Here is a 16,560-nt window from a genome sequence, read left to right on the forward strand (position 1 = left end):
CACGCTGGAGTGGCAGATCACATTCCTCGCAATGTGATTTCTTTGTTTACTTGCTGTCGCCTGCGTCGGCTGCTGCCTTAACGCCGTCTGCCTTCTGCTTTGGCTTCGGCTTGAAGTCGATACCGGTCTCCTTGCGCTGCTGAGCGGTAATCGGAGTCGGGGCGTCAGTCAACGGATCAACGCCGCCACCGGACTTCGGGAAGGCGATAACTTCGCGAATGGAGTCAACGCCGGCCAGCAGGGAAACGATACGGTCCCAACCGAATGCGATACCACCGTGCGGCGGAGCGCCGTACTGGAAGGCATCCAGCAGGAAGCCGAACTGCTCCTGTGCCTCTTCCTCGCCGATGCCCATAACATCGAAGACGCGCTTCTGGACATCTGGGCGGTGAATACGAATGGAGCCGCCACCAATTTCGTTACCGTTGCAGACGATGTCGTAGGCGTAAGCCAGTGCGTTGCCAGGATCCTTGTCGAAGGTATCCATGTGCTCTGGCTTCGGCGAGGTGAAGGCGTGGTGCACAGCAGTCCACTGCGAGTGGCCCAGGGCAACGTCACCGGAAGCGGTAGCGTCGGCAGCCGGCTCGAACAACGGTGCGTCGACGACCCAGGTGAATGCCCAGTCGCCTTCCTTGATAAGGCCGAGCTTCTTGGCAATCTCTCCACGAGCAGCACCCAGCAGTGCACGGGAGCTCTTAGCGTCACCTGCAGCGAAGAAGATGCAGTCACCCGGCTTCGCGCCTACGTGCGCCGCGATGCCTTCACGCTCTGCGTCAGTAATGTTCTTGGCAACCGGGCCGCCCAGAGTGCCGTCCTCCCCAACAAGGATGTAGGCCAAGCCCTTTGCGCCGCGCTGGCGGGCCCAATCCTGCCAAGCGTCGAGCTGACGACGAGGCTGCGATGCGCCACCGTCCATAACAACTGCACCGACGTAATCGTTCTGGAAGACACGGAAAGTGGTGTCCTTGAAGAACTCGGTGCACTCCACCAGCGGAATGTCGAAGCGCAGGTCCGGCTTGTCAGAACCGTACTTCTCCATGGCCTCCTTGAAGGTCATGCGTGGAATCGGGGTCTGAACAGTGACACCGGCCTCGGCGAAGATAGCAACCAGAATCTCTTCTGCCAGCGCAATGACATCGTCCTGCTCGGCGAAGCTCATCTCAACGTCGAGCTGAGTGAACTCCGGCTGGCGGTCAGCGCGGAAGTCCTCATCTCGGTAGCAGCGGGCGATCTGGTAGTAGCGCTCCATGCCAGCGACCATAAGCAGCTGCTTGAACAACTGAGGGGACTGCGGCAGTGCGTAGAAAGTGCCCGGCTTCAAACGAGCCGGCACCACGAAGTCACGAGCACCTTCCGGCGTAGAGCGAGTCAACGTCGGGGTCTCGATTTCGGTGAAGTCGTGGCTGTCCAGCACCTTACGGGCTGCGCGGTTGACAGCCGCACGGAGACGCATAATCTTGGCCGGGCCTTCACGGCGTAGGTCTAGGTAGCGGTACTTCAGGCGGGCTTCCTCGCCGACAGTGCCAGAAGTTCCAACATCCTCGAGCTGGAACGGCAATGCCGCCGACTCGTTGAGGATGGTCAGCTCCGTAACATTGACCTCAATTTCACCCGATGCCAGGTTCGGGTTTTCGGAGCCCTCCGGGCGCTTCTCAACGACACCGGTGACCTGAATGCAGTATTCGCTGCGCAGGTGGTGTGCACGCTCAGCAACTTCGCTGTTGCGGAACACAACCTGGGCGTAACCGGAGCGGTCACGCATGTCGATGAAGATCACGCCACCATGGTCACGGCGGCGTCCTACCCAACCGGTCAGGGTTACTGTGCTGCCGGCGAGGTCAGCGCGGAGGTCTCCGGCAAGATGCGTACGAAGCACTGCGAATTGGTCCTTCCAAAATTGGTGCTATAGGGATTAACGCTGTGGATAGCGGTTTCGTCCGTGTAGTCTACCTTGAAGCCAGAAAGGTGAGAAGAAGACCCCGGCTATTTTGCTTATTACCGGTCATCGCCTTGGGCCTACCTCGGGCTTCATGTACTCACTTAGACAAAGTTCTCCGTAGATCCTGACGTTGATTTACATGCGGATACTATGACGCAGCGCTATTCAATGGCCCGTTTTCCGCACCTTATGCAATAGTCTTACTCCTATGACCTTCCGGAATGACTTCCAAAAGAGCTCGGCTCGTGCCGAGCGACGCTCGGGTGGTGGCCGCGCTATCGCCGTAGGCGGTGGCGGTATCGGCGGCCTTGTCCTCATCGGCCTGTACTTACTTCTCGGCGGCGACCCGGGACAATTGGGACAGCTGACAGGTGCCCAGAACAACCAGTCCTCGCAGACTGCACAGCAGTCCCCTGGCGAGGATCCCTGCAAGACCGGCGAAGATGCCAACAGCCGCATCGATTGCCGGATGGAATTCACCGGTATTTCGGTCGACCGAGTCTGGGAAGAACAACTCCCCGCACAGGCCGGCATCGAGTACACGAACCCAGGCTTAGTCCTCTTTGAAGGCTCCACTCAGTCGGGCTGCGGCGCAGCGTCCTCGTCCACCGGCCCGTTCTACTGCCCCGCCGATCAAACGGCCTACTTCGACACGGAGTTCTTTAGCACCCTGGAGCGCATGGGCGGAGGCAACGGACCGCTCGCACAGGAATACGTCGTGGCCCACGAATTCGCCCACCATATCCAAAGGTTGGAGGGCACACTCGGCCGCAGTAACTACAACGAACCGGGCCCCGATTCCGACGCTGTAAAGATCGAGCTGCAGGCCGACTGCTACGCGGGTATCTGGGCTCATTACGCGGACAAGGGGCCGGACGCAATCCTCGAACCGCTTTCCGACGAGCAAGTTGCCGATGCCCTCAAAACTACGAAGGCCATTGGCGATGACACCATCCAGCAGCATTCCGGCGGTGGTGTTCAACCGGACTCCTGGACCCACGGCTCGGCCGAGCAGCGTACGAAGGCATTCCTCACCGGCTACAAGTCAGGAAAGATGTCTCAGTGCGACACTCTCGAGCGCGGCGTCTACAGCTAGACTCCGCACTTAACAAATGCGCGTTTCCTAGATGCGCGGCTGCAACTCCTGAACCAGTGCATCTAGGGCGACTGCGTGCTGCTCGTGGGACTCAAGGTTCTTCAGCTGAACCTCGCCCGCGGCCAATTCAGACTCGCCGAGGACCAACGCAAATCGGGCTCCAGCGCGATCGGCACCCTTCATCGCGCCCTTCAGACCGCGGCCGCCGTAGGACATATCTGCGCGGATACCCGCTTGGCGCAGCTTATTGATCTGCACCGCCATAGCGTGAGCGGCTTCTTCACCGAGCGCAACACCATACACATCGACGCGTCGACCATCGCTGGCATGCTTGCCCTCTGCTTCCAGTGCGAGCAGCGCGCGATCCACACCCAAACCAAAGCCAATTCCAGACAGCTCTTGGCCGCCTAGCTGCGCCATCAGCCCGTCGTAGCGACCACCGCCGCCGATACCCGACTGAGCACCAAGGCCGTCGTGAACAAACTCGAAGCACGTCTTGGTGTAGTAGTCCAGTCCGCGCACCATTCGAGGATTGATGACATAGGGCACCTTCATGTCATCCAACAGTCCAGTCACAGCTTCAAAGTGACCGCGAGCGCTGTCAGAAAGGTGGTCCAGCATCAGCGGCGCGTCGGCAAGCATTTCCTGCATTTCCGGTCGCTTATCGTCGAGGACGCGCAGCGGGTTGATGTTTGCACGGTGGCGCGTTTCCTCATCCAGAGGCAGGTCAAACAAGAACTCCTGCAGCTTAGCGCGATATTCAGGGCGGCAGGTGTTGTCGCCAAGGCTTGTCAGTTCAAGGCGGAAGCCTTCGAGTCCGATACCGCGGAAGCATGCGTCGGCAAGCGCGATGACTTCAGCGTCCAGCGCAGGATCATCGACGCCGATTGCCTCTACGCCCACCTGCTGCAACTGACGGTAACGGCCTGCCTGCGGGCGTTCATAGCGGAAGAATGGCCCCGCGTAGGAAAGCTTGACCGGCAACTGACCGCGATCCAAATTGTGCTCAATGACCGCGCGCATCACGCCCGCGGTACCCTCCGGGCGCAGGGTGACGGAGCGGCCGCCGCGGTCGGCGAACGTGTACATCTCCTTGGTGACGACGTCCGTCGATTCACCTACGCCACGTGCAAAAAGCCCGGTGTCCTCGAAAATTGGCAGCTCAATGTGCTCATAGCCCGCAAGTCGTGCGCGGTGCTGGAATGAGTTTCGCACCGCCTCGAATTCGCGGGAGACCGGCGGGACGTAATCCGGCACGCCCTTGGGCGCGGAGAATGGCTTCAACTTCTTTGGCTTCTGGCTAGAGTTCACCCCGCTAACTCTACCTGCCAACTCTCACGAGGTGTCAGCCAGGCTAGGTGAGGTTTTGCAGGAACGGGTTGGTCGCGCGCTCCTCGCCTATCGACGATGCGGAGCCATGGCCCGGAAGAATCATGAGGTCATCCGCCAGCGGGAGGACCTTATCCTTCAACGACTGCTGCATGTGCTCCGGACTACTGCCCGGCAAATCTACGCGACCGATAGCCCCCTTAAAGAGGACGTCCCCGCTGAAGACAATCTCATCTTCCCCATCGGAAGCGCGCAGCATCACGCATCCCGGAGAGTGACCCGGAGCGTGAATGACTTCGAAATTCAACCCTGCCCACTTTACTTCGTCGCCATCCTCGAAGAAATCGGCTTCCGTATAAGCCTGCATAGAATCGATGTCAAAGAGGTGTCCGAAAGAAGAACCGCCGAGCTTCGGATTGGCCAGCAACACATTGTCGCTTTCGTGAATGAAGACGGGGATATCCCAGAAGTCGGAGGCCTCCGCGACATCGCGGACATGGTCGATATGACCATGGGTCAGCAGAATTGCTTCCGGCTTCCAATCTCGCTTCTCAACCTCGCCGCGTACTACCTCGAACGCCCCCATGCCCGGGTCAACAATGACGCATGGGGTGGACAGGCCGTCCATTTCCGGAGCGCCTGTTGCCACGTAGCAGTTGGTTTGAAAAGGGCCGGCTGCAAAACCAAATATCTCCATGGCGCTCCATTGTAACGATTGTGTACAGCCTCCGGCAGGCTATTTGCGCCTTCCAACAACGGGAAGAGAGCACCTTTCCCCTTGCTCGTTGGCCTGTCATCTCGCAAATGGGAAGCAATCCCGGGCATAATGGTCGATTGTGTACGCGACGGTGACCGACTGAGCTGTTACTTCAAATGCGGTCACTATCAATGGGCAAAATCGTCCGCTGGTGTTCCGTCACCAGCAATAGATGACTAACAGATACGGAGAAAGACTAGTGGCCAATAATGAGCAAAGGCGCAAAGATGCGATGCGGACGCTCGAGCGCGAACTTAAGCGCCGTGCACGTGCCGAGAAGCTGAAGCCACTGGGCGTTGTCGTAACTACCTTGGCTATCCTGCTCTTTATCGGTGGCGGCATCTACTTGCTGACCACGGCTGGCGGCGCTGACGACAATGAGGCCGCTGATGAATCCACGACTCCAGTCGAACCTGCAGCTCTGACAGCTACTCCTGTCAGCGGTGAAAAGGTTCCAATGAAGCGCTCTTCCCCACTTCCGGAAACCGTGACCTGTGACTACCCGGATGATGGCGAGGCATCGAAGGACATAGATAAGCCAGCTACCGACAACGTTCCCGCCACTGGCACTGTAACCATCACCCTGAAGACTAACCAGGGCGACATTCCGATGGAGCTGGACCGCGCTATTTCACCTTGCGGCGTCAATGCAATTGAGCACATGGCCAAGTCCGACTACTTCAATGACACTGTGTGCCACCGTATTACCGGTGGTGGCCTGAACGTTCTGCAGTGTGGCGACCCGACTGGTACCGGTACCGGCGGCCCGGGCTTCAAGTTCGCTGGCGAATGGCCGGTCAAGGATTCTGGTCTGGATCAGAATACCCCGTTGGTGTACCCGAAGGGCTCTATCGCCATGGCAAACCCGAGCGACCCAGATGCCAACGGCAGCCAGTTCTTCCTCAACTGGGCAGATTCTCAGCTGCCTCCGCAGTACACCGTGCTTGGCTCCATGACTGACGAGGGCACCAAGACGGTTGCGGACATTGCGAAGAACGGTATCGAGGGCGGCGGTACCTCTGACGGTAAGCCAGCTAAGGAAGTCCGTATTGAGAAGGCGGAAGTCAAGTAGCTGACTCAACTGACTGATTCAGAAATTAATCAAAAACAGGGCCAAGGTGTTTCACCTTGGCCCTGTTTTAATACCTACGCGGCCTCATCCTTTTTCACATATCGATGGGCTGCTAAACCGCCTACTGACCAGAAGTAATGCGGTAGACATCGAAGACTCCCTCGACACCGCGCAGAATGTTGAAGATATAGCCCATCTGCTTAGTGTCCGAAACCTCGAAGCTAAAACGCATTACGGCAACGCGGTCATCGGAGGTATGGGAGGACGTCGACAGGATTGAGACCTTCTGATCGGAGAAGACGCGAGTAATCTCCGAGAGCAGTCCATGACGGTCAAGTGCTTCGATTTGCACCGTAACCATGAAGACCGCACCGGAGGAATCTGTTGCCCAGGAGACCTCGATAATGCGCTCCGGCTCCTGGTGCAGCTTCTCCGCATTAGTGCAGTCCGTACGGTGCACACTGACCCCACCGCCGCGGGTGACGAAGCCAAAGATGGCATCGCCCGGCACAGGCGTACAGCATTTGGCAAGCTTAGCGGCCATATCCGCGCTGCCTTCTACCAACACACCCGTGCTGTCAGCGCGGCGCGGAGTGTTGTGCACGTTCATCTTTGAAATTGGCGTGCGGGAGACCAACTGCTCTTCGGCATCGTCCGCGCTCGAGAACTGCGCCATCAGCCGGTGAGTCACATGCTGCGCTGAGACCTGCCCCTTACCGATAGCGGTATAGAGCGCATCGACATCCGCATAGTGCAGCTCGGAGGCAATCTGCTTGATGGACGCCGGAGTGAACAGGCGGTGCATCGGCAGACCGCCGCGCTGTACCTCTGCAGCCAGTGCGTCACGGCCGGCATCGAGTGCCTCCTCGCGGCGCTCTTTGGCAAACCACTGACGGATCTTTGCCCGCGCACGTGGAGTTTTAACAAACTTCTCCCAGTCCTTAGACGGACCGGAATCGGCATCCTTGGACGTGAAAATCTCGACGCGGTCGCCAGTTTTTAGCGGTGATTCCAACGCCACTAGCTTGCCGTTGACTTTGGCACCAATACATCGGTGACCTACTTCAGTATGGACCGCGTAGGCAAAGTCGACCGGCGTGGAGTCCGCAGGCAATGTGATGACATCGCCCTTAGGTGTGAACGCAAAAATTTCAGTGACTGAGAGGTCATAGCGCAGGGAGTCCAGGAACTCGTTAGGATCTGCGGCCTCCCGCTGCCAATCCAGCAGCTGACGCATCCACGCCATCTGATCGACTTCGGCGGAATCTCCCTTGTGAGAGCCCTTGGTTTCCTTGTAGCGCCAGTGTGCGGCAATGCCGTACTCAGCGTTGTAGTGCATCTCATGGGTGCGAATCTGCACTTCTAGCGGGGAGCCACCTGGACCGATGACCGTTGTGTGCAACGACTGGTAAACCCCGAAACGCGGCGCGGAAATATAGTCCTTGAATCGCCCCGGCATAGGTTTGAACAGCGAGTGGACGGCACCCATCGCGGCATAGCAATCCTTGGTCGTGTCCACCAGAACTCGAAGTCCGACCAGGTCAAAAATCTCGTCGAACTCATGGCCGCGGACAATCATCTTCTGATAAATCGACCAGTAGTGCTTCGGCCTGCCCTGTACCTCAGCAGCAATGTGAGACTCCTTCAGATCCTTCTGAATCATCTCGGAGACTTCCTGGATGTACCGGTCCCGCTGCGGCGCTCGATCTGCGACCAAACGCACAATCTCGTCGTACTTCTTCGGGTACAAAATGGCGAAGGAGAGATCTTCCAACTCCCACTTCACGCTGGCCATTCCCAAACGATGCGCCAGCGGTGCAATCACCTCGAGGGTCTCACGGGCCTTCTTAGCCTGCTTTTCCGGCGGCAGGAAGCGCATTGTGCGCATGTTATGCAGCCGGTCAGCCACCTTGATAACCAGCACGCGCGGGTCCTGGCTCATGGCGATAATCATCTTTCGCACGGTCTCTGCCTCGGCGGCGGAGCCCAACGCGACCTTATCCAATTTGGTCACACCGTCGACCAGTCGTGCGACTTCTGGGCCGAAGTCCCGCTCCAGGTCCTCCAGCGTGTAATCGGTATCTTCGACCGTGTCATGTAGCAGCGCTGCCACCAGCGTGGTGGTATCCATGCCGATCTCGGCGGCAATAGTGGCGACTGCAAGCGGGTGAGTGATGTATGGCTCGCCGGATTTCCGGTACACGCCGTCGTGAAGGCGCTCGGCGGTATCGTAGGCACGCTGAAGCACAGCCAAATCTGCGCGCGGATGCACCTGTCGATGCACCGCGACAAGGGGATCTAGCACCGGGCGGATTTTCGTTCTGTTGCCGGTAAGGCTTCGCGCTAGGCGGGCACCATAACGGCGTGCGGGCCCTTCAGCCATGACTCATTCACCCCTTATTAACCACGTACAAAGGCAGATCAGCAAGCTTCTCCCGAGCTCCCAGGCCTTCAACCTCCAGCACGGTGCACAGCCCGGTTACCTCGACACCAGCGGTCTCCAGCAGGGCGCGAGCTGCACACAGGGTGCCACCAGTTGCCAACACATCGTCGACAAGTACGGCCTTCTTGCCCTTCAGCTCAAACCCACTAGCCGGAATCTCAAGCGCGGCCGTACCATATTCCAGTTCATAGGTCTCGGTCAGCACAGGCGGTGGTAGCTTACCCTTCTTACGAATAGCGAGCACTCCCAGTCCAAGCTTGTACGCCACCGCAGAACCCAGCAGGAATCCACGCGCATCTAGGCTGCCTATAACATCAGCCCCGAACTCTTCCACCTTGGCGGAAATCTCGTCCACAATCAGGGCGAACGTCGTGGCGTCGGCAAGCGCCGGCGTCAGGTCCTCGAAGAGTACGCCCTCAACTGGAAAATCGGGCACGAACCGAATCTGATCGGCTAATGCCTCACGCGCGTGTGCATACGACACAGGTTTAAGCTCCTTTTCGGCGAAAAGAAAAAGTGCGGGTACCTGTCAACGATACCCGCACAATGCGCTTTTAAAGTAGTTTCACCCGAACCACTGGGAGGCGCTACCTCCTACTGCCCCGGACGCCAGGACAGCGGCTTGTCTTCATCGCCCTCAAGCTTCGGAGTCGTCACCGTTCGTTTCGGCGTCGACTGCTCCATCTCGCTTGCCGACGGCTCCTTCGAGCCCGAGTCCTCCGCAACATCAGTGGTGGCGGAATCGGTGCCCGAACCGGCTCCCTCAGATGCCTTTGCGCGGGCAGACAGTACCGCCTCTTCATGCTTGCGGTATTCACGCTGCCGCGACTTAAGAGACACCAACAGCGACGAAGCCAGGAAGATCGAAGAGAACGTACCTTGAATAATGCCGATGAGCTGAACGAGTGCAAGGTCCTTCAGCGTTCCGACCCCTAGCATGCCCACGGCGATGACCATCAGTGCCAGGATTGGCAGGAGCGTCGACACCGTGGTGTTGATAGAACGCATGATGGTTTGGTTGACCGCCAGGTTCACCAACTCGGCGTAACTTCTACGGGTCGATGAACGATAGCCTGCCGTGTTCTCGTCGACCTTGTCGAAAACCACGACGGTGTCGTACAGGGAGAACGACAGCACTGTCAGCAAGCCGATAATGGTTGCCGGGGTGACGTCAAGACCAATGAGCGCGTAGATGCCCATAATCACGATTGCATCCACAACCAGGGCGAGAATTGCGGCAATGGCCATGTCGCGCTCGAAGTGAATGGTGATGTAGATGAACACCAGACCCAGGAACACCACTGCAGCCAGCAGCATTCGGTTGGTAATCGAAGAGCCCCACGACTCCGACACGGTCGAGTCACCAATGGCATCCGGGGTCTGCTGCCCCTGCACATCGACGGGCTTGAATGCATCATTCAACGCGATGCGAGCACTATTAATCTGGTCCTGAGTCAGCTTCTCAGAGGTGATCTCCAGGATTCGGCCCTCACCAGAACCGATAATTTGCACCAGCTCCGGCTTCACGCCGGTGGCCTCGGTGAAAACCTCCTCGGCCTGCTCAGTTGTCACTGAGGCCGGCGGCATAGTCATCTTGGTACCGCCCTCGAAGTCGATACCGAAGCTGAACCCGCGAATCAGCATCGCTGCGAAAGCAACAACGATGATGGCGACGGCAATCTGGTACCAGCGCTTCCGCTTGCCGACGATGTTGATTCCACCCTCGCCGGTGTAGAGGCGGCGGAAGAAGGAGTCGTCTTTCACGCTTTCTGGCTCAGTGATTAGCGCCGGATTCGTCTGAGTAGTATTCATGGATTCCTACTTCCCCTCATTCGCGCTGGAGTGAGCTGCACCGGTGTCGGCAGCCGTACTGGCGGAGGCATCGGAGGCTCCGGCCTTCTTACCGGCAGCTACAGTCTTATTCCTCTGTGCAATCTCCATGACCGAGCCGAAGCCGTTCATCGACGGCTTGGACAAAGCTGGCCACTTACGAGTAGCCAGGATGACCAACGGCGCAGTCACGAGGAAAGCCGTCACAATGTCGAATGCTGTGGAGAGACCAAGTGTGAACGCGAAACCGCGGACATCGCCAACGGCCAGGATGTAAAGAACCACAGCCGCAATGATGGACACAAAGTTACCCGATAGGATGGTGCGCCGTGCTCGTCGCCAAGCGTGCGGAACCGCGGAGCGGAAAGTTCTACCCGCGCGGATTTCGTCCTTAATGCGTTCGAAGAAGACGATGAAGGAGTCAGCCGTTACGCCGATAGAGATGATGATGCCGGCGATGCCAGCGAGATCGAGCGAGTAGCCAATCCAACGACCAAGAAGGACAAGGACGCCGTAGACCATCGCTCCAGCTGCTGCCAGCGAAACCAGCGAAATCACGCCCAGGCCGCGGTAGAGAGCAATCGCGTAGACGACAATCAGGGCGATACCGATAATGCCGGCAAGCAGACCGGCTTCCAAGGAAGCCGAACCAAGCATGGCCGGGATAGTCGTGGTGGTGCCGCCCGGCTCGCCGTCCTCACCTGCGAACGACAGCGGCAGTGCACCATAACGCAGGTTATTGGCCAGCCCCTGTGCCTCGTCGATTGAGAAGTCGCCCGTGATGCGGGTGGCAGAACCAACTGGGGTTGCCTCCTGAATCACCGGGGCGGAAATGACCTTCGAGTCCAACACGATAGCGACCTGCCGCTGCAGGTAGTCATTGGTCAACTTGGTCCATGTGCGAGCGCCGGTGTCATTCTTCCCGGACTTGAAGCTAAAGGAGACCTGAATCTGACCAGACTGCTGATCGTAACCACCGTTAATCGGCGCATTGGTATCAATAGCGTCGCCGGACAGACGCTGGCCCTTGGCCTCGTCCTCCTGCCCAATCAACAGCGGAGCCTTGCCCAGGAAGATGGCTTTACCGCCTTCGGGCGCACAGGTCACCAGCGGCTTGGCCGGGTCATCGGCACCCTGTAGCGGATCAACTGCATCGCGGTTATCGCAGGTCATCAGCGCAGCGGCTGCAAACTGTGTCGTTGGGTCTTCGGACTGGCGAGTCGCCAACAGCACGTCACGAACCTTCGTACGCAGCTCGGCCGCTTCAATTGAGTTCGCCGGCTTTGCCGGAGCTGTTGCGTCCAACTTCGGGGCCTCGCCCAGCGACTTGGACAGCTCCTCGGGAACCGGCTGATCTGGGTTCTGTTCCTTGAAGGCATCAATTGCACGCTTCTGCGTTTCGTTCATGTCCTTGTAGAGGTCATCAACACGCTTGGCGGCGTCCTCCTTCGACAGGACACCGACTGACACCCAATCTTCAGCAGTCTTCTTAACTACCTCGCCAAAGGCAGCTTCATCAGGGCCCTGGGTGGGCTGTTCTACCGGACGGAAGAAGAGCTGCGAAGTCTGGCCGAGCGTACGCGCCTCCTGTGAGTCTTCACCCGGCACGGTAATGACCAGCGTGTCACCGTCGGTGACAACTTGAGCGCCGCTGACGCCCATGCCGTTTACGCGGTTCTCCAGAATCTTGCGAGCCTGGTCCAGCTGATCGCGCGTCGGCTTTTCGCCCTGCGGCACCAAGGTTACTCGGGTACCACCCTGCAAGTCGATGCCCAACTTTGGCTTGGCTGATCCGCCGCCGGTGAAAAAGACGAGTGCGTACGTAAGGATGAGGAAGCCAACAAACAGTGCCAACAGCCACTGCGGCCAGTTCCTCTTGAATGTATTCGCACCGGATCTGGATTTGCTGTTCAAAGCAAAGTCTCCTGAATCGTGACGTTTAGGTACTTAAGCGCTTCGGGTAGAAACGCAGGTCTATAACCGCACCGCGAAATCGCGCGATACCAGGAAGAGGCATTGCGGGCGTCGCTAAGCAAAGCTATAAACACCAACCGCTAGAGAATAACCGATTTAGCGTAGTGCGCCGGTTTTGACTTGTACCTATTTAGTGAAAATCTTGCCCACGCTTGCCGACGGCGAAACCTGGGACGCGCCCGCTAACCCCACGGCGCACGCTACAGCTTGGATGCATGCAAACCAGCAGGGCGTGGGCGTGCAAAAAACTGCTACTGCTTTTCGGTGGAAGTGGAACCGTCTGTACCCGTGTTATCCGAGTTACTCGGAGTATTCGGGTTCTCGACCTGCTCATTGATGTCCGAAGCGGCATTGTCATCCGGACCGTGGCCGGTGATTTCTTGGACATCGCCGACGTGGTCATCTGGCGCATCGGAAACACGGCCACGTCGATCACGGTGAGCGTAGCTAGCTCCGGTACCGGTGGTGAGGTTGCGGGCAATGGCGCCCTTTTCCCACCGGGTCACGATGCCGTCAGCGATAATCAGGTCGACGGTTGTTTCGGTCGTATCAACGACCACACCATGCATACCGGAACCGGTGATGACCTCTGCGCCCGGGGCCAACTTATCCTGCATGTCCCGAATGGTGCGCACCTGCTTGTTCTGCTTGATGATCTGCCAAATTGGCAGCGCCAGGAACAAGAAAATAAGTAGGAGGAGAATAGTTTGATCCATGTCTGCCGAGTTTAACGAATTGCCAGCTAGCAATTCCACACTGCCCCGGCCAGGTCGATGAGAAAGCTATTCTCCGATAGTTCCCTCCGGAGGCTGCAACCCCAAGTGCCGCCATGCTCGGGCAGTTGCAACACGTCCGCGCGATGTACGCGCAATCATCCCGGCACGGACCAAGTAGGGCTCGCACACTTCTTCCACAGTCGAGGGCTCCTCACCGACTGCCAGCGCCAGGGAATTCACGCCCACCGGGCCGCCACCGTGCCCCTTGACCAGGGCAGTCAGCACTGCGCGGTCCAAGCGGTCCAGCCCAAGCTCATCGACATCGAAGACAATCAACGCCGCCTTGGCCGCACCAAGATCAATAACGCCACCGGAGTGAACATCTGCGAAATCGCGAACGCGACGCAGTAGGCGGTTGGCAATTCGCGGGGTACCTCGCGAACGCGAGGCAATCTCCACTGCAGCCTCTGGGCTGATATCCACCCCGAGGATCCCAGCGGCACGGGTAACCACCTTTGTCAGATCCTCGACCTCGTAGAACTCCATCTGCGCAGTAAAACCGAAACGGTCACGCAGTGGGCCAGTCAGCATACCCGAGCGCGTCGTTGCGCCTACCAGCGTAAAAGGTGGAATCTCGAGTGGAATTGACGTAGCTCCAGGCCCCTTGCCCACGATGACATCAATACGGAAATCTTCCATTGCCATGTAGAGCATTTCCTCCACGGGCCTGGCAATGCGGTGGATCTCGTCAATGAAGAGTACATCGCCCTCGAGCAGGTTCGATAGCATTGCTGCCAAATCGCCAGCGCGAATAAGCGCCGGACCGGACGTCATTCGCAGGGACGACCCCATCTCCTGCGCAATAATCATGGCCATGGTGGTCTTACCCAGGCCGGGAGGTCCCGACAGCAGAATGTGGTCCGGAGTCACATTTCGTCCCCGTGCCCCGGAGAGCACCAAATCCAGCTGCTCGCGGACCTTGGGTTGGCCGATAAACTCCCCTAACGACTTTGGTCGCAGGTTCGATTCCGCATCGACTTCCTCGACCTGAGCGCGGGCATCGACATCACGTTGTGCACCATTTCCCCCACCGCCAAAATGGTCGTTGGCTGCTCCATCTAAAGAGTCCCTGAAGGGATTGCCCGACACGTTAAACTCCGTGCGCTCGATATCGCTCATAGTCCCCTCATCCTAGTGCACTGCCATTTTTCATCATCAATGTAGCTGCAGGTCCTCGACCTGGATTTACTTTTCGCCCAATGTCTTTAGCGCCGCCTTCAGCGCCATTGATGTATCCAAGGTCGGATCAATCCGAACAACAGTCTCCGCTGCCTCATTCGCATCAGCTTCCGGGAACCCAAGCCCGACCAAAGCACCAACGACCTGATCCAGATCTGCCTTCAAAACAATGCCAGGCGCTGCTCCGCTTGCAGCTTCCTCCGGCTGGGATACCGCCCTATCCGCGAAAACCTCGACCTTATCCTTCAACTCAACCAACAGGCGCTCCGCCAATCGCTTGCCGACGCCGTTAGCCGCCTGGAGGGCCTTGGCATTCTTTGAGGCAACCGCATTGGCAATCTCGGCCGGCGACAGTACCGATAGAACAGACATCGCTACTTTTGGCCCCACTGTTGAGACAGTGCGCAAGAGCGCAAACATCTCACGTTCCTGCGAGTTGGCAAAACCAAAAAGCGTAATCGCATCTTCACGAACCGCCATTGTGGTCAACATGAAAGTCTGCTCATGCCTCACCAACTGAGAAGCTAACCTGCCCGTAATGGTGACCAAATGCCCGACACCACCGCACTCGATAACGCAATAGTCCGCACCGAGATCGATAACCTCACCGCGTAGAGATGCAATCACTTCTCACAATTCCTTTCACTACGGCTTCCCGAAAGACACCGAGATAAACGCCGAACTCACAAGTGTGCTCTAGCAGGCTCCCCTACCGCGAGGGATTCTCACGGCGAGAAAGCTCCAACTCCCGTTCCTCGTGTTGCTTAGCAAGCGCAGCCAAGGTGTCGCGCTGGCGTTGCAGAACCGGACCACGCCAACAGTGGCAGATAGCGATGGCCAACGCATCCGCTGCGTCCGCAGGTTTTGGCGGAGTTTCCAACCCGAGGATTCTCGTCACCATCATGGTCATCTGCTTCTTATCAGCCCGACCGTTGCCGGTAAGCGCCTTCTTTACCTCCGACGGCGTGTACATATGCACTTCCAAACCGCGTCTCGCCGCAGCGAGGACAAGGACACCAACCGCGTGCGCAGTCTGCATTACGGTGGACACATTGCCGCGCTCGAATACCCGTTCCATCGCAACCACGTCCGGCTCGTACTCATCCATCCACTGCTCCACGGCATTGGAAAGCCGTAGAAGACGATCCTCCAACGATGCCGTGGTTGGTGTGCGGGCGACCCCCACCGCAATGGGAATGACTTTCCTGCCCTGAGCACCTTCCGCAATGGAGAGACCACAACGAGTAAGGCCAGGGTCGATACCCATCACCCGCAGAGATCCAGCTCGATAGTTCACCTCTCCACTAATACCACATTTCGAACAGCTGTTTGTATCGTAGCTACACGGGGTACCAACCGTTGGTTCTGATAGGTTTAACACCATGAATTCACCGAAGAAGCTCTACGGCGTTCTCGCTGCAGCTGAAATGGTCACGTGGGCTCTGCTGCTCTTGGGGCTGGCACTGAAGTACCTGTTCAAAGTCACTGACATCGCCACCACCATCTTCGGCGGCATCCACGGTTTTACGTTCCTGTGCTACGTAGTCACCACCATCATGGTGTGGATCAACCAGCAGTGGAGCTTTGGCCGCGGTGTCATCGGCCTCGCCTCTTCTATCATTCCATTCGCAACCTATCCGTTTGAACGAAACACCCTGAAGGCAGGCCTCTTGGATCGGCCCTGGCGCTTTACCGACGAATCCGAGGAGCCACAGGGCATTTTCGAGTGGGCACTCGCGATGATTATTCGCCGCCCGTTTATCTCGGCATTCGTCATCCTGATTGTTCTCGCCGTGGTCTTCACACTGTTGCTGATGGCGGGACCTCCGACTCAGTGGTTCTCTTAAAACGGTTCTACTAAAACTTTCAGAAACCAAAATCGGGTTTATTGGCAAAAGTGTGTCCGTCTGGCGTGTCGACCGGTGCGTCGGCGGGCGGGCACCCTTCGCTACTTACCCCAATGCGAGTTACTGACTGCGTTTATGACAAAAATGACCTGAAAAATCGTCTGATAGTGACATAAACTCGCACAGTTTCACATTTGCAGCCGTATTCACACGCGCAGCCCGTAATTTTTTGAGGTTGCCAGTGTGTCGGGTTGTCAGTTTTTCTCCTTAACCCCAGGGTGTGGAGCTACCCGCAGGCGGGCTCTGACCAGTCGCTAT

Annotated in this window: 14 protein-coding genes; 3 read left to right on the plus strand and 11 right to left on the minus strand. The window is 57.9% G+C overall.

Annotated features, from left to right (window positions below):
• Positions 1–46: 46 nt before the first annotated feature.
• The gene (gene aspS, locus HMPREF2920_RS05585) at positions 47–1,876 is read right to left on the minus strand and encodes an aspartate--tRNA ligase (protein WP_016422693.1); all 1,830 of its coding nucleotides are present in this window, start codon (positions 1,874–1,876) and stop codon (positions 47–49) included.
• A 271-nt stretch (positions 1,877–2,147) separates the two neighbouring features.
• Here aspS and HMPREF2920_RS05590 point away from each other — a divergent pair, with 271 nt between their 5' ends.
• Positions 2,148–3,035 (plus strand): KPN_02809 family neutral zinc metallopeptidase, encoded by an 888-nt coding sequence (locus HMPREF2920_RS05590; RefSeq protein WP_016422692.1) that lies wholly within the window; start codon positions 2,148–2,150, stop codon positions 3,033–3,035.
• A 27-nt stretch (positions 3,036–3,062) separates the two neighbouring features.
• On the opposite strand, the gene hisS is transcribed toward HMPREF2920_RS05590, so the two are convergent.
• Positions 3,063–4,346, minus strand: a complete 1,284-nt coding sequence (gene hisS / locus HMPREF2920_RS05595) for a histidine--tRNA ligase (RefSeq protein WP_070854082.1) — start codon at positions 4,344–4,346, stop codon at positions 3,063–3,065.
• 43 nt (positions 4,347–4,389) lie between these two features.
• A complete protein-coding gene (locus HMPREF2920_RS05600; RefSeq protein ID WP_070549607.1) occupies positions 4,390–5,061 on the minus strand; it encodes an MBL fold metallo-hydrolase in 672 nt (223 codons plus the stop codon).
• 292 nt (positions 5,062–5,353) lie between these two features.
• On the opposite strand from HMPREF2920_RS05600, the gene HMPREF2920_RS05605 reads away from it, so the two are divergent.
• Positions 5,354–6,193 carry a peptidylprolyl isomerase gene (locus HMPREF2920_RS05605; RefSeq protein ID WP_049190815.1) on the plus strand — a complete coding sequence of 280 codons (840 nt, stop codon included), beginning with the start codon at positions 5,354–5,356 and terminating at the stop codon, positions 6,191–6,193.
• Positions 6,194–6,314: 121 nt separating this feature from the next.
• Here HMPREF2920_RS05605 and HMPREF2920_RS05610 read toward each other — a convergent pair whose 3' ends face one another.
• The 8 genes from HMPREF2920_RS05610 to ruvC form a co-directional block, all read right to left on the minus strand.
• A complete protein-coding gene (locus HMPREF2920_RS05610; protein ID WP_016422688.1) occupies positions 6,315–8,576 on the minus strand; it encodes a RelA/SpoT family protein in 2,262 nt (753 codons plus the stop codon).
• A 7-nt stretch (positions 8,577–8,583) separates the two neighbouring features.
• A complete protein-coding gene (locus HMPREF2920_RS05615) occupies positions 8,584–9,120 on the minus strand; it encodes an adenine phosphoribosyltransferase (protein ID WP_016422687.1) in 537 nt (178 codons plus the stop codon).
• 110 nt (positions 9,121–9,230) lie between these two features.
• The gene (gene secF / locus HMPREF2920_RS05620; RefSeq protein ID WP_070854083.1) at positions 9,231–10,448 is read right to left on the minus strand and encodes a protein translocase subunit SecF; all 1,218 of its coding nucleotides are present in this window, start codon (positions 10,446–10,448) and stop codon (positions 9,231–9,233) included.
• A 6-nt stretch (positions 10,449–10,454) separates the two neighbouring features.
• Positions 10,455–12,380, minus strand: coding sequence for a protein translocase subunit SecD (secD, locus tag HMPREF2920_RS05625; RefSeq protein WP_049190792.1), 1,926 nt, complete (start codon positions 12,378–12,380; stop codon positions 10,455–10,457).
• A 311-nt stretch (positions 12,381–12,691) separates the two neighbouring features.
• On the minus strand, positions 12,692–13,156 hold the full coding sequence (gene yajC, locus HMPREF2920_RS05630) for a preprotein translocase subunit YajC (RefSeq protein ID WP_049190818.1): 465 nt from the start codon (positions 13,154–13,156) through the stop codon (positions 12,692–12,694).
• Positions 13,157–13,222: 66 nt separating this feature from the next.
• Complete coding sequence (gene ruvB, locus HMPREF2920_RS05635; RefSeq protein ID WP_049190793.1) at positions 13,223–14,335, minus strand: Holliday junction branch migration DNA helicase RuvB; 1,113 nt, start codon at positions 14,333–14,335, stop codon at positions 13,223–13,225.
• Between the two features lie 66 nt (positions 14,336–14,401).
• Complete coding sequence (gene ruvA, locus HMPREF2920_RS05640) at positions 14,402–15,022, minus strand: Holliday junction branch migration protein RuvA (RefSeq protein ID WP_048731308.1); 621 nt, start codon at positions 15,020–15,022, stop codon at positions 14,402–14,404.
• 82 nt (positions 15,023–15,104) lie between these two features.
• Complete coding sequence (ruvC, locus tag HMPREF2920_RS05645; RefSeq protein ID WP_048731311.1) at positions 15,105–15,662, minus strand: crossover junction endodeoxyribonuclease RuvC; 558 nt, start codon at positions 15,660–15,662, stop codon at positions 15,105–15,107.
• Between the two features lie 115 nt (positions 15,663–15,777).
• Here ruvC and HMPREF2920_RS05650 point away from each other — a divergent pair, with 115 nt between their 5' ends.
• A complete protein-coding gene (locus tag HMPREF2920_RS05650; protein ID WP_049190796.1) occupies positions 15,778–16,242 on the plus strand; it encodes a DUF3817 domain-containing protein in 465 nt (154 codons plus the stop codon).
• The last annotated feature ends 318 nt before the right edge of the window (positions 16,243–16,560 follow it).

Origin of the sequence: Corynebacterium sp. HMSC075F02, assembly GCF_001838335.1 — a bacterium.
Lineage (GTDB): Bacteria > Actinomycetota > Actinomycetes > Mycobacteriales > Mycobacteriaceae > Corynebacterium > Corynebacterium jeikeium_D.